This window comes from Flammeovirgaceae bacterium SG7u.111, assembly GCA_034044135.1.
Classification (GTDB): domain Bacteria; phylum Bacteroidota; class Bacteroidia; order Cytophagales; family Flammeovirgaceae.
Genome location: CP139021.1, coordinates 7,011,445 through 7,033,253, shown reverse-complemented (window position 1 = coordinate 7,033,253; position 21,809 = coordinate 7,011,445). Strand labels below are relative to the sequence as shown.

The 21,809-nt window shown below is 40.6% G+C and carries 15 protein-coding genes; 8 read left to right on the top strand and 7 right to left on the bottom strand.

The window, feature by feature from the left end; genetic code table 11:
- Nucleotides 1-63: 63 nt before the first annotated feature.
- The 4 genes from R9C00_27075 to R9C00_27060 all read left to right on the top strand — a co-directional run bounded on the left by R9C00_27075 (nt 64) and on the right by R9C00_27060 (nt 5,903).
- Nucleotides 64-2,703 carry an AAA family ATPase gene (locus R9C00_27075; GenBank protein WPO35364.1) on the top strand — a complete coding sequence of 880 codons (2,640 nt, stop codon included), beginning with the start codon at nt 64-66 and terminating at the stop codon, nt 2,701-2,703.
- A 143-nt stretch (nt 2,704-2,846) separates the two neighbouring features.
- Nucleotides 2,847-3,623, top strand: a complete 777-nt coding sequence (gene lipB, locus R9C00_27070; protein ID WPO35363.1) for a lipoyl(octanoyl) transferase LipB — start codon at nt 2,847-2,849, stop codon at nt 3,621-3,623.
- 56 nt (nt 3,624-3,679) lie between these two features.
- The gene (gene aroA / locus R9C00_27065; protein WPO35362.1) at nt 3,680-4,906 is read left to right on the top strand and encodes a 3-phosphoshikimate 1-carboxyvinyltransferase; all 1,227 of its coding nucleotides are present in this window, start codon (nt 3,680-3,682) and stop codon (nt 4,904-4,906) included.
- Between the two features lie 160 nt (nt 4,907-5,066).
- Nucleotides 5,067-5,903, top strand: coding sequence for a leucine-rich repeat domain-containing protein (locus R9C00_27060; protein WPO35361.1), 837 nt, complete (start codon nt 5,067-5,069; stop codon nt 5,901-5,903).
- A gap of 76 nt (nt 5,904-5,979) precedes the next feature.
- On the opposite strand, the gene R9C00_27055 is transcribed toward R9C00_27060, so the two are convergent.
- The 3 genes from R9C00_27055 to dnaK all read right to left on the bottom strand — a co-directional run bounded on the left by R9C00_27055 (nt 5,980) and on the right by dnaK (nt 10,277).
- On the bottom strand, nt 5,980-7,548 hold the full coding sequence (locus R9C00_27055; GenBank protein WPO35360.1) for a M28 family peptidase: 1,569 nt from the start codon (nt 7,546-7,548) through the stop codon (nt 5,980-5,982).
- A gap of 132 nt (nt 7,549-7,680) precedes the next feature.
- Entirely contained in the window at nt 7,681-8,271 is a 591-nt protein-coding gene (locus tag R9C00_27050; GenBank protein WPO35359.1) for a hypothetical protein, read from the bottom strand.
- Between the two features lie 71 nt (nt 8,272-8,342).
- The gene (dnaK, locus tag R9C00_27045; protein ID WPO35358.1) at nt 8,343-10,277 is read right to left on the bottom strand and encodes a molecular chaperone DnaK; all 1,935 of its coding nucleotides are present in this window, start codon (nt 10,275-10,277) and stop codon (nt 8,343-8,345) included.
- 275 nt (nt 10,278-10,552) lie between these two features.
- Between dnaK and R9C00_27040 the strand changes: the two genes are divergently transcribed.
- From R9C00_27040 to R9C00_27030, 3 genes are all read left to right on the top strand, one after another.
- A complete protein-coding gene (locus tag R9C00_27040) occupies nt 10,553-11,227 on the top strand; it encodes a hypothetical protein (protein WPO35357.1) in 675 nt (224 codons plus the stop codon).
- A gap of 338 nt (nt 11,228-11,565) precedes the next feature.
- Nucleotides 11,566-11,961 carry a hypothetical protein gene (locus tag R9C00_27035; GenBank protein ID WPO35356.1) on the top strand — a complete coding sequence of 132 codons (396 nt, stop codon included), beginning with the start codon at nt 11,566-11,568 and terminating at the stop codon, nt 11,959-11,961.
- A gap of 269 nt (nt 11,962-12,230) precedes the next feature.
- On the top strand, nt 12,231-15,056 hold the full coding sequence (locus tag R9C00_27030; GenBank protein ID WPO35355.1) for an insulinase family protein: 2,826 nt from the start codon (nt 12,231-12,233) through the stop codon (nt 15,054-15,056).
- 40 nt (nt 15,057-15,096) lie between these two features.
- On the opposite strand, the gene R9C00_27025 is transcribed toward R9C00_27030, so the two are convergent.
- The 4 genes from R9C00_27025 to R9C00_27010 form a co-directional block, all read right to left on the bottom strand.
- Nucleotides 15,097-15,915, bottom strand: a complete 819-nt coding sequence (locus R9C00_27025) for an alpha/beta hydrolase (protein ID WPO35354.1) — start codon at nt 15,913-15,915, stop codon at nt 15,097-15,099.
- A 75-nt stretch (nt 15,916-15,990) separates the two neighbouring features.
- Complete coding sequence (locus R9C00_27020) at nt 15,991-17,166, bottom strand: acetyl-CoA C-acyltransferase (protein WPO35353.1); 1,176 nt, start codon at nt 17,164-17,166, stop codon at nt 15,991-15,993.
- A 46-nt stretch (nt 17,167-17,212) separates the two neighbouring features.
- On the bottom strand, nt 17,213-19,618 hold the full coding sequence (locus tag R9C00_27015; protein ID WPO35352.1) for a 3-hydroxyacyl-CoA dehydrogenase NAD-binding domain-containing protein: 2,406 nt from the start codon (nt 19,616-19,618) through the stop codon (nt 17,213-17,215).
- 183 nt (nt 19,619-19,801) lie between these two features.
- The gene (locus R9C00_27010) at nt 19,802-20,335 is read right to left on the bottom strand and encodes a MarR family transcriptional regulator (protein ID WPO35351.1); all 534 of its coding nucleotides are present in this window, start codon (nt 20,333-20,335) and stop codon (nt 19,802-19,804) included.
- 205 nt (nt 20,336-20,540) lie between these two features.
- Here R9C00_27010 and R9C00_27005 point away from each other — a divergent pair, with 205 nt between their 5' ends.
- Nucleotides 20,541-21,701 carry a 1-deoxy-D-xylulose-5-phosphate reductoisomerase gene (locus R9C00_27005; GenBank protein ID WPO35350.1) on the top strand — a complete coding sequence of 387 codons (1,161 nt, stop codon included), beginning with the start codon at nt 20,541-20,543 and terminating at the stop codon, nt 21,699-21,701.
- The last annotated feature ends 108 nt before the right edge of the window (nt 21,702-21,809 follow it).

The following is a 21,809-nucleotide window of genomic DNA, read 5'->3' as shown; positions in this document are numbered from 1 at the left end:
TATACGAAGTTTTATATCGCTTTCACGAGAAGTTAACCGAGTTTAAAATTAACACCAAAGAGAATGAAGGAAGAAAGTAGAAGCCCAGAAAATTCCGCCAAATACAAGTACAAAGGGCTAAAAATTTACTCCTCTACCGAGTGGTTGGCTAATGGGCAAAAAAAATATAGACGGGTTTTTGAGAGCTGCGAGGTTTCTTATCTGTATGTGGAACTTTCATTTTTCAACAAATATTTTGATGTAGAAAATTGGTTTATACACCTCACATTAAAATGTTACAAACTAGTGGAGGGCGAAAAAGAACTTCTTTGTGAGCTGCCCTTGGAGAAGGAAGTGCCCGTGGCCGAAAACGTGGTAAAAATACGAGAAGGTTGGGGGCATGAAGAGCCAGGACATTACTGGAAAAGGGGCGATTACTTGTGGGAAGCTTACATTCAAGATGACTTTGTTGGGAAAGCGTATTTTTATGTAGAAGATAGCGGACCTGTAACGCCTGAGCTAAATCCCTATTTTGAGCTCATGAATATCAAGCTTTTTGAGGGGGGGGATTCGGGTATAGAACAGGATCAACGAAAATACCTCAAGCAATTTAGTGTAAAAGATACTCGCTATGTGTGGGCTGAGTTTGTGATAGAAAATCTTCAAGAACGCTCATGGTTTAGTGAAATCACCTTCAATTTTTATAATGAGGCAAGGCAACTTAAAGGCTGCACCGTAGAGCTTAGACAAATAAAAAATACGGAATCGGAAGTAGTTTTGGTAACAGGTTGGGGCTCCGAATTGAAAGGGTCGTGGTATTATGGTCGCTATACTTTAGAAGTAGTGTTCATGGATCAGTTGCTGGCAATAGTTCCTTTTGAATGTGGCGATGAAAATGTAGAGGGAAATTGCCAAGTACTTGTAGGTGAGGATACTTTTATCAAACAAGATGACGATGCTTTGGCCGAAAGTACGGGTGAAAAATTAGAAGATAACTTAAAGCAACTGAACAAGCTGATAGGCTTGGTAGAGATAAAGAAACGGATTCACGATTATGTGAAATACCTTGAATTTGTGAAGCTCAGGAAAGAACAGGGCTTTGAAGAAAGTGAACCTGCCAACTTGCATTCGGTATTTTTGGGCAACCCTGGTACAGGAAAAACTACTGTGGCCCGTTTGCTAGGAAAGCTGTATTACCAGATGGGGTTGCTGAGCAATGGCAAATTGCATGAAGTAGGCAGGGCAGAGTTAATAGGTCAGTATATTGGGCAGACGGCACCGAAGGTAAAAGATATTATAGAGACTGCCCGAGGTGGTGTTTTGTTCATTGATGAGGCATATTCACTGGTGCGAAACGAGGACGACAATAAGGATTATGGTCATGAGGTTATCGAGATTTTGGTAAAGGAAATGTCGGATGGACCTGGTGATATTGCCATTTTTGCCGCAGGTTATCCCAAGGAAATGGAGATCTTTTTAAGTTCTAACCCTGGTCTCAAATCTCGTTTTAAAACCTATTTTAACTTTCCTGACTACCTGCCCCAAGACCTGATGCAAATAGCCGATATCATGTCCGCAGAGAAGGAAATCAGTTTTACCAAAAGTGCTCGTGCATCTCTGAAGAAAAAGCTTACCGATAAGTTTAGGGAGCGTGACCATACGTTTGGCAATGCGAGGCTGGTAAGCTCCATTATAGACGAAGCCAAAATGGAAATGGGCTTAAGGGTGATGAAAGAAGTAGCTGGAGTGGCAGGTCATGAGCCTAAAAAACAGAAATTGAAAAATATAAAGCTGGAGGATTTAGAAGCAGTTTTCAAGTCGCAAGAAAAAGAGAATCCAGAGATTGGAATTGACCATGAACTTTTGACTATTTCATTGGAGAAGTTGAATGAATTGGTGGGACTTACTTCTATAAAAAATAATATTCACGAGCTTATCAGGTTGGTGAAGTTTTACAGGGAGTCGCACCGAGATATTTTGGGGAAGTTTCCTCTTCATACTGTATTTAAAGGCAACCCTGGTACAGGAAAAACTACCGTAGCACGCATTTTAGCTCAGACTTACAAAGCCTTGGGGATTTTGGAAAGAGGACATTTGGTAGAGTGCAGTAGGCAAGATTTAGTGGCGGGCTACATAGGTCAAACAGCCATGAAAACTCAAGAACTAGTGAGCAAAGCCAAAGGAGGGGTGCTGTTTGTAGATGAGGCCTACTCGCTTTTTTCGAGCAATGGAACGGGGGACTATGGAAAAGAAGCGATGGAGGTGATTTTGAAAGAGATGGAAGACAGCAGGGGCGAGTTCATTGTGATAATGGCAGGGTATACAGGTGAGATGGAGCGGTTACTAAAGATGAACCCAGGCTTGAAATCGCGATTTGAAAAAGAAATGTTGTTCGAAGATTTTAATGTAGATGAGCTTTACGAGATAGCTTGTTTCATGCTTGCCGAAGAAAACCTGAAGGCTGATGCAAAAGCAAAAGACCATTTGCGCAGGCATTTCGAACTTCTTTATCATAAACGTGATAAGTTTTTTGGGAATGGGAGGGAAGTGAGAAAGCTTATTGACCAGTCTATAAAAATACAACATCTGCGTATGGCTGCCTTGCCTCAGCAGAAGCGAACCAAAAAAGCGCTCCAAACATTAACTTATGCTGATGTGAAACAAATTAATGTGGAAAGTTTGTTTGGTAAGCAGCAGAAAGGAATAGGCTTTAGCCTGTCTTAGGTCTCTCTCTTTTGCTGTTTTTTCTTTAAATCAAAAAGGAAGATTAGTTTTGCACTTTGAAAGCTTCGTGTTAAATTTTTAAGCACAGGCTTTTGGCGGGGTGGCTTTCCCTTTTTTACAAAAAAGCGTATTGCAAAGAGCAGATGGAACAGAAAAAAAACAAAGTGACATATTTGAGGCATTTGGGTAAAATGTCGTACAAAGAGGCTTGGGATTACCAAACTGTACTTTTTGAAGAAATAGTGAAAATGAAGCTTGAAAACCGCAAACTGGAAGAAGCGGGCGGGCATCCGAAAACTACACACAATCATCTGCTTTTTGTGGAGCACCCTCATGTATATACACTTGGGAAAAGTGGTGATATGAATAATTTGCTTCTCCAACAAAATGGTTTGCGTGAGCATAAAGCTGAGTTTTTCAAAATAAATAGAGGAGGAGATATTACCTACCATGGACCAGGGCAAGTGGTCGGTTACCCAATTTTGGACCTAGACCATTTCATGACTGACATCCACCTGTACATGAGAATGATAGAAGAAGCAATTATTCTCACCTTGGCAGATTATGGCTTGGTAGCAGGACGGATCGATGGTCTTACGGGTGTGTGGCTGGACCACGAGAAAAAAATAAACCCTCGTAAAATTTGCGCCATTGGGGTGAAAATGAGCCGATGGGTCACTATGCACGGTTTTGCCCTCAATGTTAATACAGATCTTTCTTACTTTGGGCATATTGTCCCTTGTGGAATCACTGATAAAGCGGTGACTTCTATGGAGAAAGAATTGGGTAAAAAAGTTGAGATGGCTGACGTAGAGGCAAAACTTCAAGGGCATTTGTCAAGCTTGTTTGAGATGGAAATTGTTCCACAGCCCAATAGCTATTTGCCCGAAAATGTCATGGCAACCACAGAAAATAACTAGCTTTTAAAAAACTAAAAAGTATTGTGCCTAGCATAAAACCTCAAAATTGATTCACATTGGACAACGAGAAAATATCAATCACCCATCCTTCAAAAAAAATTTTAATTGAGCTTCAAATAGAAGGCTCAAAAAGTGAGTGTAACAGAGCGCTGATCATGCAAGCTTTGTCCCATGGCAATATTGAATTATCGAATCTATCAAATGCTCGCGATTCACAAACAATGCTTCGTTTACTGGCTTCGGATGAGCTTACTTTTGATGTAAGAGATGCTGGGACTACTATGCGCTTTTTAACGGCTTATTGCGCTGCAACAGGTCGGGAAACGATAATGACGGGAACTGAGAGGATGCAGCAGCGACCAATCGGGATTTTGATAGATGCATTGAGGGAAATTGGGGCTGAAATTTCCTATGAAAACAAGGAGGGTTACCCGCCTATTCATATCAAAAGCTTTAAGCAAAAAAGCAGTAACGTAAGTATAAGGGGCGATGTGAGCAGTCAGTATATCTCGGCTCTACTGATGGTTGCGCCTACATTAGAAAGTGGGTTAGAGCTATCGCTTGTGGGTGATGTCAATTCACGTCCTTATATCAACATGACGCTTGCTTTGATGGAGCATTTTGGGATAAGCTATATATGGGAGGGAAATGTGATTTCAATTAAGCCTCAATTGTATACTAAAAATCAATATTCCATAGAGCCAGATTGGTCGGGAGCGAGCTATTGGTACAGTTTAGTTGCCTTAGCTTCAGAAGCTAAGGTGAAATTGCTAAGCCTGAGAGAGAACTCTTTGCAGGGCGATAAGGCTATTGCTGATATTATGGTTAAGTTAGGTGTCAAATCTACTTTTGAAAAAGATGGGGTAGTGTTGGAAAAAGTGGCTTTTGGAAATGATTTTGAATGGGACTTTACCCATTGCCCTGACCTTGCCCAAACCGTTGCCGTAGTTTGTGCGGCAAAAGGAATAAAGGCAAAGTTAACAGGTTTGCAAAGTTTGAGAATTAAAGAAACGGATAGGATTGATGCTTTGCAACGAGAGATAAAGAAAATAGGAGTGGAAGTGGAAGTGGTTGGGAATGAAGAAATTATTATACCTGGTACTGATCCTGTATTTAAACCTATTGATTTTTATACGTATGATGACCACCGAATGGCAATGGCTTTTGCCCCACTTGGTTTGTTTACAGAAGTGAGTTTTGACGACGCTACAGTGGTCAACAAATCTTACCCTGGATTTTGGAATGATTTTAAGAAAGCGGGGTTTGTAAAAATAGAAAGTTAGAAGTAGGTAAAAAACCTATGTATATCCCTCTTTCACATAGGAATAGGGGGATAAAATCATTTTATAAAAGCCTTCCTATATAAAAGCTGATTTTTTATCAATTTTGGAAAAATAAACACCAATTATTTTAGTTTCTATATTAAACAAAATAATAGGAAAGATGAGGATCATACTGTCATTTTCCCTCTTGTTGCTAATGTCATTTACAAACAGAGGGGAGTATCCTGAATCGGCTTTTGAGCATACATCACAATCAAGTAGCATAAACATAGAATGGTGGAACAAACTTGAACCAGCTTGGCAAAAACTATTTGCTAAAGAAGTTGGTATCAATGGAGTTCCTAACCAACAACATTTTGCGGCCATTGCTTCGCTAACTGTTTTGGACTGTTCTCAAACCTTGATTACTACGCTAGAGCCTGTCAGAGAACTTAAAGGGTTAAAATCACTTTGGTGCGACCAAACTAAAGTCAGTGACTTGGGACCAATTTCTGGTCTTGATAACCTGAAAAATTTGAATTTTGGTTCAACTAAAGTAGTGGATTTGACACCGCTTAAAAACTTGAAAAGTCTTTCTAAGCTAGAGTTTTATAGAACTAAAGTGACAAGTCTAGAGCCTTTAACGGGTGTTCTTAGTTTAGAAGTGATTGATTGTTCTAATTCCAGTGTGGTGTCGCTTGACCCACTCAAAAGCCTTACAAACTTAAAAGTATTGTATTGCAATAATACTCCTATAAAAAACTTAAATGCACTCTCTGGGATTCAGGGGATTAGTGAACTTTCATTTTTGCGGACGAGTGTAAATAGTTTGGAGCCTTTGAAGGGCAAAGCAAACCTGACGGAGTTGGTTTTCCAGCATACTGAAGTAAGCAGTTTAGAGCCAGTAAAAGGACTAAGTAATTTGACAGTTGTATATTGTGAGGATACAAAAGTGACTCAAGAAGAAGTACAGAAGTTTGTTGCAGCTACTCCTAATTGCGAAGTTTTTGGAATGTAAAATAAAACATCTATATATATTGAAAAGCCTCTCTATTCTGAATAGAGAGGCTTTTGTGTTTTTAACTCAAGTAGGCTTATTTTCCAGCTTTTTTGTCAACTAAAGGACGGTTGTCACTGTTGGCAACTTCCCATGCTGTAGAAAATATTAACCTCGCAACCTGCTCCATTTTATCGAAGTGGATTTTTTCGACAGTATCAGTTGGGCGGTGGTAATCTTCGTGTGTTCCATTAAAATAGAAGATCACAGGGATACCGTGTTTTGCAAAGTTGTAGTGGTCAGAGCGGTAGTAAAACCTATTTGGGTCGTCCTTTGCATTATATTGGTAATCCAACTCTATGTTTGGGTATTGTTTTTTCGCAACATCTTCGCTAAGCTCGTGCAACTCGCTTGATAGCATATCTGACCCGATGATATAGATGTAAAAAGGATTGTCCTTATGTTTTTCATCAACCCTGCCAACCATATCGATGTTTAGGTCTGTTACTGTGTTCTCGATTGGGAAAATTGGGTTTTCAGAATAGTATCTAGAACCCAAAAGACCTTTTTCTTCACCAGTTACGGTCATAAATAGCATGCTTCTTCTTGGGCCATGACCTTCTTTTTTAGCACTGGTAAATGCTTCAGCAATTTCCAAAACGCTTACAGTTCCTGAGCCATCATCGTCAGCTCCATTGTTTATCTCTCCACCAGTTATTCCAATATGATCGTAATGAGCTGTAACTATAACAACTTCATCTTTCAAATCTGTTCCTTCCAAAAAGCCTAGTACATTTTCAGTAGTTACAGACTCTATTTTTCTCTCCATTGTAATCGCAATCGTGTTAGAATACTCTCCAGCTAAGGTTTTTCCTTTTTTGTTTATTTTCTTAATAGCGGATTGGAGTTTTTTGGGAGAAGTGCCAAGGAGGTCACCGGCATAAGTTGGCGAGGTGAAAAACAGTGCAGTTCCTTCATCTTGTTTGCCTTTAGGAAAACCTAATGAAGGGCGGCTAGCATATTGCTTAAAAACTTGTGCCCTTTTTTGGTAATTTTCGTCTGATTCATAAACGATTATTATGCCTTTAGCGCCTTTTTCTGAAGCGGTGGCAATTTTTGCCCTTGTGTCATTTTGAGGTGATTTTTCTTCTGAGCCTGAAATCAAGAAGATGTCTTTTGTTTTTGGCTCACCTTCCATCACCGCCACGATCTTACCTTCTACATCAAGGTCTTTGTAATCAGAGTATTTTTCAGTGTCTATGCCATAACCTCCAAAAATTACTTCATACTCTCCGTTTTCAAGTACGGTATTGCCATAAACAAAGAATTCATTGAAAAGTGAAAGCTTTTTACCTTCTGTCTCAATAGTTACATCATCCCAACTTGACTTTTCAAGTTCAAATGGTTGTAGGTAAGGGTTGTCAGTATTTGCTTTTACAGGGCCAATCAAACTATCGCCCTTGAACTGGTTTACGATATACTCTGCTGCCATTTTCTGACCCTTTTCACCAGTTTCCCTTCCTTCGTACTCGTCAGAAGCGATTATTTCTAAGTGCTTTTTAAGATCGCTAGCTTTGATAGTCTCGGCATATTTTTTTACCTCTTGGGCAGAAGCCGAATAGACTAGGCAGCAGGTTAAAAATAGATTAATGAATAATTTTCTCATAGTTTAAATAATTATGGTTGATGTAAGTAAGCACGAGTGCTATATTGAGCTGTGGAGGTAGAGGGGCTCAAAATGAAGCAAGAGCCATCTCCACCCAAAGCAAAAATACAATAATCCTAGCATCGTATCGGCTTATACAGGAAGATTGTCAAAAATTGATATCCAAAAGCGCACAATAAATGATGGAAGGGTTTTGTAGGAGTCGAGTGGGGCTTTTTGAGCGAGTTTTAAAAAAGATTTTGCCAAGATAGCATTCAGCTCATCCTCATCTATAGCCGATACCTTGCAGTAATTGTCCGTTCCAAAATCATATTCCCATGGAGAATCGCCCACGCACAAGTAGAAATCCTGTGCAATTTCTTGACTTAAAAAGCTTCTCAATGCAGTCTTCAATTCCTCATGCGGTTGCCCTTTCAAAATGAGCATGGCGCTAAATTCATTTCCCCACCAAAACATAGTCCTCATCAGAAAAATGTTTTCTTTTGAGAAATAGCGAGGGTAATCCAATACCATATAAGGCAAGCCCTTGTAGTTTTCTCCTTTAGAGATTTTTCCAGAAGATATATCGGTTTCTTTGGGCAAAAATTGGGTAGATATAGCTAGTTGGCTAGATAATTCATCTCTTACGGTTTGAAATAAAGAAGCCATTTGCTTCATTATTCGGTGTTTGGTAAGAAGAAAATCTTGGTCTTTGAAATATTTTATTTGCTTTGGATCGAACATGAGTGGTATAATAACAAAAAAGCCCTTCGGTTACAAAACCGAAGGGCTAAAAATTTATATGTTGAGAAGTCTTATTTTTTATCCTTATCAACTTCTTCAAATTCAACGTCAGTAACGTCATCTTCTCCACTAGTATCAGCGCCTGCTTCAGCTCCTCCAGCATCTTCTGGACCACCAGCCGCTGCATTAGGATCTGCTCCAGCTGCTGCGTACATCTCTTGAGATGCTGCACTCCATGCTCCGTTCAAGCTTTCCATCGCCTTGTCGATAGCAGCAATATCTTGAGAAGAATGTGCAGTTTTAAGTTCTGTCAAAGCAGCTTCTATGGCAGATTTGTTGCCTTCAGAAAGTTTATCTCCAAATTCTTTCAATTGCTTTTCAGTTTGGAAAACCAATGAGTCAGCAGCATTCAACTTCTCTATTTTCTCTTTCTCCTGCTTATCACTTTCTTCATTGGCTTTCGCCTCATCTCTCATTTTCTTGATTTCCTCGTCAGTAAGACCAGAAGAAGCCTCGATCCTGATTTTTTGCTCACGGTTAGTTCCTTTATCAAGAGCAGTTACGTGAAGAATACCGTTGGCATCTATATCAAACGAAACTTCAATTTGAGGAACGCCCCTTGGTGCAGGTGGAATACCATCTAGGTGGAATCTACCAATAGTTTTGTTGTCCTTAGCCATTGGTCTTTCACCTTGCAACACGTGGATCTCAACCGAAGGCTGTTGGTCAGCAGCAGTAGAGAACACTTGTGATTTCTTAGTTGGGATAGTCGTATTAGACTCGATCAGTTTTGTCATTACGCCACCCATAGTCTCTATACCCAAAGAAAGTGGGGTAACATCCAAAAGCAATACGTCTTTTACCTCACCAGTAAGTACACCACCTTGGATAGCAGCTCCGATAGCCACAACCTCATCAGGGTTTACACCTTTAGAAGGTTTCTTGCCAAAGAATTTTTCAACCTCTTCCTGAATTTTAGGAATACGCGTAGAACCACCTACCAAAATGACTTCATCAATATCTGATGATGTCATGCCAGCATCTTTCAATGCGCTTTTGCATGGCTCAAGCGTACGCTTCACCAAATCGTCAGCTAATTGCTCAAACTTAGCCCTAGTCAAGCTTTTTACCAAGTGCTTAGGAATACCGTCTACTGGCATGATGTATGGCAAGTTGATCTCGGTAGAAGTTGAGCTTGAAAGTTCAACTTTCGCTTTTTCGGCAGCTTCTTTCAAACGCTGCATAGCCATTGGGTCTTTACGCAGGTCAATTCCTTCGTCTTTGATGAACTCTTCAGCCAACCAATCAATGATTTTTTGGTCAAAGTCATCACCACCTAAGTGGATATCGCCATTTGTAGATTTTACTTCAAATACACCGTCGCCTAGCTCAAGGATAGATACATCAAATGTACCACCACCAAGGTCAAATACTGCGATGGTCATGTCTTCAGACTTTTTGTCAAGCCCGTAAGCCAAAGCTGCTGCAGTAGGTTCGTTGATGATCCTGTTTACCTTCAATCCTGCAATTTCACCCGCTTCTTTAGTAGCTTGTCTTTCCGAATCGTTGAAATAAGCAGGAACAGTTACTACCGCTTCAGTCACTGTAGTACCCAAGTAATCCTCTGCAGTTTGCTTCATTTTTTGCAACACAACAGCTGAAATTTCTTGAGGCGTGTATAATCTATCACCAATTTTAACCCTTGGCGTATCGTTGTTTCCTTTTTCTACATTGTAAGAAACTGTCTTCAATTCACTCCCTACTTCTGTGTATTTTTTACCCATGAAGCGCTTGATAGACATGATGGTATTTTGAGGGTTGGTAATGGCTTGCCTTTTAGCAGGGTCGCCCACTTTTCTCTCACCTTTTCCATCTTCCAAAAATGCTACAATAGAGGGAGTAGTTCTCCTGCCTTCGCTGTTAGGGATTACTACTGGTTCGTTCCCTTCCATCACAGCAACACAAGAGTTGGTCGTTCCTAAATCAATACCTATGATTTTTCCCATGATTGCTTTTATGTTTTTTAGTCAATTAATTCATTTTAAAATCAGTCTTCAAATATCAATGCTTGTGCCAAGCGACATATTATGACATAATGTCACTGATTTTGTTTTTTCGTTATTGAATTTGGACAGGCATAGCTGACATTACTTCAAGTAAATATCTTTTTGAGTGCCAAATCCGTAACTTGACATAGCGACTTATGTCAGTAATTACTTCTCAAATTTTCTTAATCGTGTACAAGTAGCTTCTGAAACTATCTGAATAAAAAAACTCTACTATGAAAATCCTCTTTTTAATAGTCATAGCTATTCTTCCCCTTGGTTTGTTTGGACAAGCTGTAAATGTAAACTTAGGATTAGTAGGAGCCATTCCTACCAATGAATTTAAAGAAGCCGTACCTAGCGTATGGGGATTGGGGGCTGCGGGGAACGTTCTTGTTCAGGTAAAAGAAACTAGCCCTATATATTTAGGGGTTGATTTTAACTACATAGTATATGGTACAGAGACCAATCAAGAAGATATGTATGTGGATGGCAATTTGGAAGAGGTGGATGTAACAAGGAACAATAATATGATAGGTTTCCATTTTGTGGGAAGGGTATTGCCCGACGTGGACTTGCCAGTGCAGCCTTACGGCGAGCTTATGTTTGGCGGGAAGTATATTTATACACGTTCGGTAATTAAATCTGACAGGTACGAGGACAAGCTAGGGGCTGATACAGAAGTGAGTGATTGGGCTATTAGTTATGGCGGGAGTGCAGGGGTCAATATTTTTTTAGTTCAAGGCTTGTACCTAGATCTGAAGTTAACTTATTTGGCAGGAGGAGAAGCTGAATACCTTACCCGAAAATCAGTTACTTACGACGAGAAAAATGAGCAGTTAGTGTTTGATGTAAAAAGATCTAAAACTGATTTATTCTTACCTCATATTGGAATAGGTTTCGTATTTTAAGTTTTTGCAAACAAATTGTTAGTATATTTGTTCCAAATTATAGGAAAGGTAACGTAATAATCCCCTTTCAACCTTCAACAGCTTGTCTTAGAAGGTATTTTTTGACATCCCATTAACTCATCGACTTGACTTCGACTCTATTCTAGACTGACCAAAGCTTTCTGCTTGATAGTCCCATAAATATTCTGGATACATATTTTTCAGCTTATTTTTGGATTGACCGCCTTCTTAAAGCTTCACCTTTCTATGCGCTAGAGTCTCACAACTACCTGAATTGTTCTCGAAAAATTAATTTAATAATATAAATAAATCGCTTTATTTAAACCCTTCATAAAAACATGCTTGCACAACAATTACTGACACCGGAAAATCAGGACATGATGAAAGACATCATTTCTTACCTTGAAAAGAAAGGTTTCACAGAGATAAAAGCAGATATAGAAGAGTATGAACGCCCTACAAGGCTGCTCAGAAAAAATTCGGATGATATATTCATTCCAAATATTACTGCAAGCAAGTCAAATAGTAAGCACTATTTTGAAATAGTACCTAAAGGAAAAGATACAGATGGGAAAATGGTATCGAAACTAACTACTCTTTCTGCCCTTGCGGGAATGAAGGGTGGTAAGCTTTGCCTCATAGTTCCTAATGGAAAATTGAGATATACAAATCAGTTGTTGGAAGACAACAGGCAAATTGAAGCTGAAGTGCTTCCGATGAAAGCAATACAATAGTCGGGCTTTAAACCGTCTGGATTTTAAGGTTAAACCCAAAAGGGCGTCTTTGCATAGCGAAGATGCCCTTTTGGGTTTCAACATCCTGTTACGAATGCACTACCGCTGATCCACTGTATTTACTCATCTTGTAAAAGTCTATTTCTTTTATCTACTTGCCAGAGGGTTTTCCAAACAAAATTCGTTAGTTTGAACTTCTATAATAATCAGATTTCACAAGCCCATTATCAACAAGTTTCATAGCTTTTAATCAAAAACATAGTACTATTATGTATCAAAGAATTATTGTTTTTTTCTTTGGCATTATGTTCGTGGTTGGCCAAAGCCTTTTTGCCCAAAGCACGCTCAATGCCGATGCCGCAATTTCAAATATCAACAATGAAATACCTGTAGACCCTTCTATCCGGATTGGAAAGCTGGATAATGGCATGACTTATTACATTAAGAAAAATGCCAAGCCAGAAAATAAGGTTGATCTCAGATTAGCAGTTAATGCAGGATCTATCTTGGAAGATGATGACCAGCTCGGTCTTGCCCACTTTATGGAGCACATGTGCTTTAATGGCACTAAGAATTTTGAAAAAAATGAATTGGTAAGTTATTTACAGTCCATTGGGGTGAAGTTTGGCGCACACCTCAACGCCTACACCAGCTTTGATGAAACGGTTTACATTCTTCCTATTCCCGTAGATGATGAAGACAAGCTCAACAAAGGCTTACAGATTTTGGAAGATTGGGCATTTAATGCTTCACTTGACCCAGAAGAAATAGAGAAAGAAAGAGGGGTGGTAATTGAAGAGTGGAGGTTAGGCCTCGGTGCTGACGGCAGGATGCGCGAAGTTTGGTTGCCTGTTTTGCTTAAAGATTCTAGGTATGCAGAGCGCTTGCCAATAGGTACAAAAGAAGTACTGGAGTCATTCAAGCCTGAAACTATTCAGCGATTTTACAAAGACTGGTATCGTCCGGACCTAATGGCTGTAGTAGCCGTGGGTGACATAGATGTGGACGAGATGGAGAAAAAAATTAAAGAGCAGTTTGGAAAAGTACCTGCGGTAAAAAAGCCAAAGAAACGTATTGAATATGACATGCCTCAGCATGAAGAAACTTTGGTAGCCATTGCCAAGGACAAGGAAGCAACTTACAATAGGATCAGTATTTACTATAAACATCAGAAAGAGTCATTCAAGACCATAGCCGACTATCGCCAGCAGGTGATGAACTCTTTGTATAATGGCATGCTCAATCAGCGTTTGAATGAATTGCGCCAAAGTGCGACTCCTCCATTTATGTATGGTGGTGCTTCTTACGGAGGGTTTTTGGCAGGAATAGATGCCTATACAGTTACGGCTATAGCTGGTGACAACGGTATTTTGACAGGCATGGAAAGTGCTTTGGAAGAAAGCTATCGTGTATTGCAGCATGGCTTTACTCCTGGTGAACTTGAGCGCTATAAAACCGAGCTTTTAGCTTATATGGAAAGAGCTTATAATGAGCGTGACAAATCTGAGTCTGGTAACTACGCTGACGAATATGTGAGAAACTTCCTTGAAGATGAGCCTATTCCCGGAATTGCCACGGAGTTTGCTATTTATAAAGAATTCTTGCCAACTATTAAACTTGAAGAGGTAAATGCTTTGGCAAAAAAATGGATGACTCCTAACAATAGAGTGGTAGTAGTGACAGCTGTTGAGAAAGAAGGAAATGAAGTTCCTACCAAAGCTCAAATAACAGGGTTACTTGAAAAAGTAGATAAGAAAAAACTAGAGCCTTATGTGGACGAAGTGTCTGCGACGGCTCTTATGGAAGAGCTTCCTGCGGCAGGAAAAATAGTGGACGAAGAAAAGAAAGCATTGGGTGTAACGGAGTTGACGCTTTCGAACGGGGTAAAAGTAGTATTGAAACCGACTGATTTTAAAAATGATGAAATCCTTTTGGACGGATATTCTTGGGGTGGTAGTTCATTGTATCCAGACGAAGATTACCAATCGGTAACAAATGCAGATGCAATTATGTCCCAAAGTGGCTTAAAAGACATGAATAATATTGCGTTGCAGAAATTGATGACAGGGAAAATTGCTAGTGCAAGCCCGTATATACGTCAGCTTACCCAAGGTATTTCAGGCTCTGCTGCCCCTAAAGATTTGGAAACAATGTTCCAATTGGTGCACTTGAATTTCACAGCACCTCGTAAAGATCCTGAGGCGTTCCAGTCTTATATTAATCAGAACAAAGCGCTTTATAAAAATTTGCTTTCAAACCCCCAATATTATTTTATGGATCAGGCTTCTAAAGTGATGAGCCAAAATAGTATAAGAGGTGGCGGTTTCCCAACCGAAGAAGATTGGAACAACATCGATTTGGACAGGAGTTTTGAGATTTACCAAGAGCGGTTCGCCGATGCTTCTGGCTTTACCTTCTTTCTGGTTGGTAATTTTAAAGTGGAAGAAATCAAACCATTATTGGCAACTTATTTGGGAAGTTTGCCTGCGCTCAATAAAGACGAAAAGTGGAAGGATTTGAACATTCGCTACCCTGAGGGCAAAGTGGAGAAAATAGTCAAAAAAGGAACTGAGCCTAAAAGTATGGTCCGACTTGCAGTAACTGGCTATTTCGATTATGACAAGAAAACTGCCTACAAAATGACTTCGGTGGCTCAAGTCCTCACCATCAAACTTATTGAAAGATTGAGAGAGGAAATAGGCGGTGTGTACGGTGTAGGTGCTTCAGCAAGTGTGCAAGAATTACCAGTAGGGAGTTATATGCTCAATATCAGTTTCCCTTGCGGTCCTGATAATGTTGAAAAACTTACCGAAGCAGCACTCGATGAATTGAAGAAATTGAGAGAAGAAGGCCCTTCAGAAGAAGATTTGGTGAAAATTAAAGAAACGCAAAAGCTGGAGATGAAGGAGAATCTCAAGCAAAACCGTTTCTGGCTTAGCACGCTCCGCAATTCTTATATGTATGACCGAGATTATACAGAAATAGAAGACTACGAAGAGAGAATTGATAAATTGACTGCCGAAGACTTGAAAAAGGTAGCGGCAAAATATTTTACATTAGACAATTATGCCAAGATGGTATTAATACCAGAATAAGTAGTGAAATTTTTTGTAAAAAAAGAATCAACGGCTTCGCTTATAGCGAGGCCGTTGGTGTTTCAATTGATTCCGAAATCGAATCATTCAACTCTTCGTCAATTAGTAAATGTCCTTTGGGTAAATAATGGACTTTGCATCGCTCTAACCCTTCGGAAAAAATAGGTCCAACTACTGGAGGGATTACCTCGTCCCTTTTCCCTAAAAATAGAGAAGTAGAAATTTGCTGCTGGTTGAGCAGTTGTTTCACTTTTAGTAAATCAGGCTTAAATGTTTTAATAGACGCCGAAACGTAGAAAAAACGCTTGCGCTGCTGCTCTGTGCTAAAATGGTTGATGGTAAAATCATATAAAAACTTGCTCAAAATCCGCCATTTATAAAGCAATTTGGTCAATTTGAAAAATAGTTTTGGGGCTTTCAGTAAGGTTTTGAACAAATTCATGTACCAATCTGGCAATGCGTTTACATCGTAGAGCGGATGGGTTTTGATCCCGTCTGGAGCAAGGAGGATTACTTTTTCCAGTTTTTCTGCAAAAAATGGAATCATATTGAGCGTAACTTTCCCTCCCATGCTATAGCCCATCAGGGCAAACCGTTCCTTTTTCTCTTTTTGAAGAATAAGCTGGATGATTTCGGCGATGTCATTTTTTGTAAAATGCCCTTCTTGCCAGTCGGTAGCTCCATGGTAAGGAAAGCTGATGGCAAATAAGGTGAAATCCTTTTCCAAAGAAGGGCGAATGATATCAAAAATAGCAGCTTTATCGCTAAAGCCATGGAAAGCTACGAGCAACGTATTGCCTGTTCCGTGCTTCCGAAACTCAATTTTGGAATTTTTGTAGCGTAAAAAATCTGTTTCCAAAATCAGTTGAAGTTGGTTGAAAAAAAAGAAAGCTTTGCTCACTGAGAGGCAAAGCTTTCTGAAGAGAATTAGTTTTTATTTCAAAAGCTCGTAGATACCAGCTACACCTTGGCCACCCCCTACGCAGGCGGTTACCATTCCGTATTTCTGGTTTCTTCTTCTCATTTCATTAAAAAGCTGGACGGAAAGTTTCGCCCCTGTGCAGCCCAGTGGGTGACCCAAAGCAATTGCCCCACCGTTCACGTTCACTTTTTCCTGATCCAAACCTAGTTGCTTTATCACCGCCAAGCCTTGTGCGGCAAATGCCTCATTCAGCTCAATTTGGTCAATATCATTCAGCGTCAATCCTGCTTTTTTCAATGCCTTTGGCACTGCTTCTACTGGACCAATTCCCATCACACGAGGATTTACTCCAGCTGCTTGGTAAGTGACCATGCGGGCAATTGGCTCAAGATTAAGCTCTTTCACCATTTTCTCCGACATTACCATAACAAAAGCAGCTCCATCGGAAGTTTGGGATGAATTTCCAGCAGTCACTTGCCCACCCATTTTGAAAGCTGGGCGAAGTTTCGCCAATACTTCTAGGCTTGTATCAGCCCTTGGCCCTTCGTCGGTATCTACCACATAAGAGCGTTCTTTTTTCTGCCCATTTGCATCAACATAGGTTTCGTTGACAGTAACTGGCACTATTTCATCTTTGAATTTTCCTGCTTTTATTGCTTCGAAAGCTCGTTGGTGCGATTGAATGGCAAAGGCGTCAGCTTCTTCACGGCTAATGCCGAAATCTTTGGCTACTTCCTCGGCCGTGATGCCCATGCTGAGGTAATATTCAGGGGTTTTCTCTGCAATTTTCCAGTTTAGGGCTGTTTTGTAGCCCAACATAGGAACAAGCGACATCGACTCCGTACCCCCTGCAATAATGCAATCTGCCATTCCAGAAGAGATTTTTGCCGAGGCCAGGGCGATTGCTTCTAAGCCCGAACCGCAATAGCGGTTCACGATAAAGCCCGGCACTTCCATTGGTAATGAAAGAAGGGAAATCATTCGGCCCATTTGCATGCCCTGTTCTGCTTCGGGAACCGCATTTCCTACAATTAGGTCATCGACACGTTTCGCATCGAAATTAGGCACTGAAGCTACCAAATGTTTGATTACGTCGGCTGCCAAATCATCGGGACGGGTAAATCTGAACCCTCCTTTTTTTGCCTTGCCTACGGCTGACCTATAGCCAGCTACTATATATGCATCCATTTTAATATCTTTTTTTGATGAAAAATTTCTAATTGGAAAACAAAAATTAGTTCCTCAAAGGTTTGCCTTTGAATAGAATACTGTGGATTCTTTCCAACGTTTTAGGCTCTCCGCAAAGGCTCAAGAAAGCTTCTCTTTCCAAATCGAGCAAGTACTGTTCAGAAACAAAAGAAGGATAAGAAAGGTCTCCTCCATTCATCACATAACTCAACTTGCGAGCTACTTTTGCATCGTGCTCCGAAGCATAGTTTCCATATAGCATACCTGCAATTCCAGCTTCAAAAAGTGCCATCCCTGCTTTTCCTTGAACTTTTACATCTGTTCTTTGGATAGGCTGAATATAGCCGGCATCTGCCAAGCTTACTGCAGCAGCTTTAGCATCGGCCAATAAGCGAGAGCGATTGAGTGTAATTCCATCTTTATCGCGGAGGTAGCCCATCTTTTTGGCCTCATGTGCCGAGGTAGCCACTTTTGCTGTAGCAATATTCATAAAATATTCTTGTAGTCTGTTGAATTCAGGATCACCAACTACAAATTGGTCAGCTGCTCTCAAGGCCATTTCTTTAGAACCTCCACCGCCTGGGATTACCCCTACGCCAAATTCTACTAAGCCGATGTAGGTTTCGGCATGTGCCTGAATGTGGTCGCAGTGCAAGGAAAGCTCGCAACCACCACCCAATGCCAAGCCCGAAGGTGCTGAAATTACAGGGATGGAAGAATACCTAGCCCGCATCATGGTATTTTGGAACTGGGCAATCATCATATTTACCTCGTCCCATTCTTGCTCGCCAGCATACATAAAGAGCATCGCCAAGTTAGCTCCTGCAGAAAACTGCGGTGCTTCGTTGCCTATTACCAAGCCTCGGTAGTCTTTTTCTGCCATGGCAATAGCCGTATTGATTCCCTCAATTACTTCTGCACCCAACGAGTTCATTTTGGTGTGGAATTCTATTCCTAAAATGCCATCTCCAAGGTCGAATACGCTTGAGCCTGAGTTGCCCCAAACCTTGTTAGTTTTGCGAAGCGTATCGAGGTAGATGAAGCCTTCCGTTCCTGGAATAACTTCGTATTTTCCAGTACTGATGCTGTAGAATTTCTTCACTCCAGCTTCCATCAAATAGAAAGAATCGATGCCCTTTTCTAGCATTTCGTACACCCATTGGGCAGGCTTATAACCCATTTCTTCCATTTTTTCTGCCGTAGCTTTCACGCCCAAAGTGTCCCAAGTTTCGAATGGCCCTAAATCCCACCCAAAACCAGCAGCTACTGCTTGGTCTATTTTGTAAAGGTCGTCGGCTATTTCGGGAATGCGGAAAGTACAGTATTTGAACGTGTCGTAGAAAGTTTTGCGAAGGAATTCGCCCGATTTATCGGGGTAATTGACCATCACCTCAATTTTTTTACGAGTATCTTCTATTTCTTTTATCTGGTTGAGTGATTCGAAACGAGCCTTCGATTTTGGACCGTATTCCATCGTGTTAAGGTCAAGCTCTAAAATAACCGTCTTGCCTTTTTCATCCTTAGTTTTCTTGTAATATCCCTGCTTGGTTTTGTCACCAAACCATTTCCTGTCGGAAAGTTCTTTGACGATGCGAGGAAGTTTGAACTTATCTTTCGACTCATCGTGCTGCAAGATCGCTTCCAAGTTACTGGCCACATTTACCACTGTATCTAGCCCAACCACATCGAGCGTACGGAAGGTGGCAGATTTTTGCCTACCAATGGCTGTTCCTGTCAATTTATCTACTTCATTGACCGTAAGCCCCATTTCTTCTACCACGTGCATAGCCGACATGATGGCATAAATACCAATTCGGTTAGCGATGAAAGCTGGGGTATCTTTACATAGAACGGTTGTTTTTCCTAAGAATAAGTCGCCGTAGTGCATCAAGAAATCAATGATTTCAGGGTCGGTTTCTGGACCAGGGATAATTTCCAAAAGGCGGAGATAACGGGGAGGGTTAAAGAAGTGGGTTCCACAGAAATGCTTGCGGAAATCGTCGCTACGCCCTTTTGCCATCATGAACATCGGGATACCCGAGGTGTTGGAGGTGATGAGCGTGCCAGGTTTGCGGTATTTTTCTACTTGTTCGAAAACCAATTGCTTGATCTCGATTTTTTCTACTACTACCTCAATTATCCAATCGCAATCTGCGATCTGCTTCATGTTGTCATCAAAGTTGCCTGTTTGGATAAGCTTGGCAACCGACTTTTCGTACACTGGAGAAGGTTTTGATTTTAAGGCAAATTGCAGCGAATCATTCACGATTCGGTTTCTTACCGCTGGGTGTTCGAGCGTCAGCCCTTTCGCCTTTTCTGCATCATTGAGCTCTTTGGGCACAATGTCGAGCAAAAGTACGTTCACACCAATGTTGGCAAAATGACAGGCAATTCTTGAACCCATCACTCCCGAACCAAGCACTGCTACCTTCTTGATCGTTCTGTTTTTCATATTTGATTTTTTTGAAAGTAACTAAATGAAATTTTATGTGTCTATTTTTCCCAAATGCATTGCAAAGCCCTTTTTTAAGGAGGGCTGATGTTTTGCTGGGAAAGAAATGTTAGTAAGAACTTAAAAGCAAGAAATGACTTGCAAATTCAGGTAGAGTTGTATTGAAAAACAAGTAGTATAAGGCTACTTGCTGTTGTTTTTCAGATCGCTTTTGTCTTTAAGACCAAGCTTTTTGACCGTATTTCCAAAGATGGCTTCTTCCGCCTCTTTTTCATCTAAGTGTTCAATGGTGAAATGGATTTGTTCCATTACATGATAAAATATTTCCAGCTCCTGCTTTCCTACGCGCTCTTCTACTTTTGAGTGGAAATACTTAACTGTTTGCCTAGCCAGTTCTCGTTGTTTTTTTCCTTCATCCGTAAGGAAAATCATTACTTTTCGTTTGTCGTCCGCATCGGGCTTTCGGCAGATCAGCTTGCGCTCTTCCATCGATTTAAGCATACGGGTAAGGCTTCGTGCCTCCATGCCCAACAATGGAGCAATTTTAGTAGCAGGAGATCCATTTTCCCTGTCTATATTTAAGAGTACAAAGCCAGTTGAATGGGTTATGTCAAAATCTGCACCTATATAGTTGTACATTTTCGAAATGGCTAGCCACGCAGCTTTGATGCTGAAGTCCACCGATTTCTGTCTGTTATTTTCTGGAGTTGGTGTCATTAGTTCTTTTAGAATAAGGGTGCACGAACAAAAATAATAAAATTTATTATGCATGCATAATAAATATAACGCTAATACAAATAACTTGTTTAGTATTTACTCTCAAATAAAATATCTTTCTTCCGCTCCTAATTGTTGGCAACATAAGTAGAAACCGCTAAACTTGGGATCGAAAGATTGCAAAGATCACCTTTTAATATACATAATGGAAAAAAAGAATATCGCAATTCTTGGTTCAACGGGCTCAATAGGTACGCAGGCCTTGGAGGTAGTAGAAGAGCAAAAAGATAAGTTTGAAGTCTCGGTGCTTACCGCTGGAAATAATGTGGAACTCCTGATAGCGCAAGCCTTGAAATTTAAACCAGAGGTGGCGGTAATAGGAAATGAGGCAAAATACGAACAACTCCGCTCGGCGCTTTCCCATACAGATATCAAAGTTTTGGCTGGCCAAGAGGCTCTTTCTGAAGTGGTTTGCCGCGACAATGTGGAGATGGTGCTGACCGCTTTGGTAGGTTATGTGGGCTTGAAACCTACTTTATCGGCGATAAAAGCTGGCAAAGATATAGCCTTGGCAAACAAAGAAACGTTGGTGGTAGCTGGAGAAATGGTGATGGAATTGGCTAAAAAACATGGAGTGAATATTTACCCTGTAGATTCGGAGCACTCGGCTATTTTCCAATGTTTGGTAGGAGAGGATCAAAACCCGGTTGAAAAAATAATCCTCACGGCTTCTGGCGGTCCTTTCCGTGGAAAAACTAGAGGTCAGTTGTTGGAAATAAAAAAAGAACAAGCCTTAAAGCACCCCAACTGGGAGATGGGAGCCAAAATCACGATTGATTCGGCCACGTTGATGAACAAAGGGCTGGAGGTGATAGAAGCAAAATGGCTCTTTGACCTGGAACAAGATCAAATTGATGTGATAGTTCATCCGCAATCTATCATCCATTCCATGGTGCAGTTTGAAGATGGATCTATGAAAGCACAGCTCGGTTTGCCCGATATGAAGCTGCCGATTCAATATGCGTTGGGATACCCCCAGAGATTGCCCAATGCTTTTGAACGGTTCAATTTTGTAAACTATCCTCAGCTTACCTTCGAGCAGCCCGATAGAAAAACTTTTAGGAACTTGGAGCTGGCATTTAAGGTTCTAGGCGAAGGAGGGAATATGCCATGTGCACTCAATGCCGCAAACGAGATTGCGGTAGCACGTTTTCTGAAAGATGAAATAGGTTTTTTAGAAATAGCGGAGCTCAATGAAGCTTGCTTGGAGGCTACATCTTTTATAACTAACCCAAGCTATGAAGACTATGTGGAAACCGACAAGTTTGTAAGGCAATTTGCTCTTGATTCTGGGGTAAAAAAGTAAATAAAACTTTTGGAAGGGTAATAGCCTTTGGGATACATAGTTATTGAAGTAGAAATATGTAGTTTTGGGAGTCGGGTAATTTTGACCTTTAGGTTGAAGTTTTTTCTC

Coding starts and splice junctions, on each gene's coding strand:
- R9C00_27075 (WPO35364.1), top strand. CDS start 64: ATGAAGGAAGAAAGTAGAAGCCCAGAAAATTCCGCCAAATACAAGTAC.
- lipB (WPO35363.1), top strand. CDS start 2,847: ATGGAACAGAAAAAAAACAAAGTGACATATTTGAGGCATTTGGGTAAA.
- R9C00_27060 (WPO35361.1), top strand. CDS start 5,067: ATGAGGATCATACTGTCATTTTCCCTCTTGTTGCTAATGTCATTTACA.
- R9C00_27055 (WPO35360.1), bottom strand. CDS start 7,548: ATGAGAAAATTATTCATTAATCTATTTTTAACCTGCTGCCTAGTCTAT.
- R9C00_27050 (WPO35359.1), bottom strand. CDS start 8,271: ATGTTCGATCCAAAGCAAATAAAATATTTCAAAGACCAAGATTTTCTT.
- dnaK (WPO35358.1), bottom strand. CDS start 10,277: ATGGGAAAAATCATAGGTATTGATTTAGGAACGACCAACTCTTGTGTT.
- R9C00_27040 (WPO35357.1), top strand. CDS start 10,553: ATGAAAATCCTCTTTTTAATAGTCATAGCTATTCTTCCCCTTGGTTTG.
- R9C00_27035 (WPO35356.1), top strand. CDS start 11,566: ATGCTTGCACAACAATTACTGACACCGGAAAATCAGGACATGATGAAA.
- R9C00_27030 (WPO35355.1), top strand. CDS start 12,231: ATGTATCAAAGAATTATTGTTTTTTTCTTTGGCATTATGTTCGTGGTT.
- R9C00_27020 (WPO35353.1), bottom strand. CDS start 17,166: ATGGATGCATATATAGTAGCTGGCTATAGGTCAGCCGTAGGCAAGGCA.
- R9C00_27015 (WPO35352.1), bottom strand. CDS start 19,618: ATGAAAAACAGAACGATCAAGAAGGTAGCAGTGCTTGGTTCGGGAGTG.
- R9C00_27010 (WPO35351.1), bottom strand. CDS start 20,335: ATGACACCAACTCCAGAAAATAACAGACAGAAATCGGTGGACTTCAGC.
- R9C00_27005 (WPO35350.1), top strand. CDS start 20,541: ATGGAAAAAAAGAATATCGCAATTCTTGGTTCAACGGGCTCAATAGGT.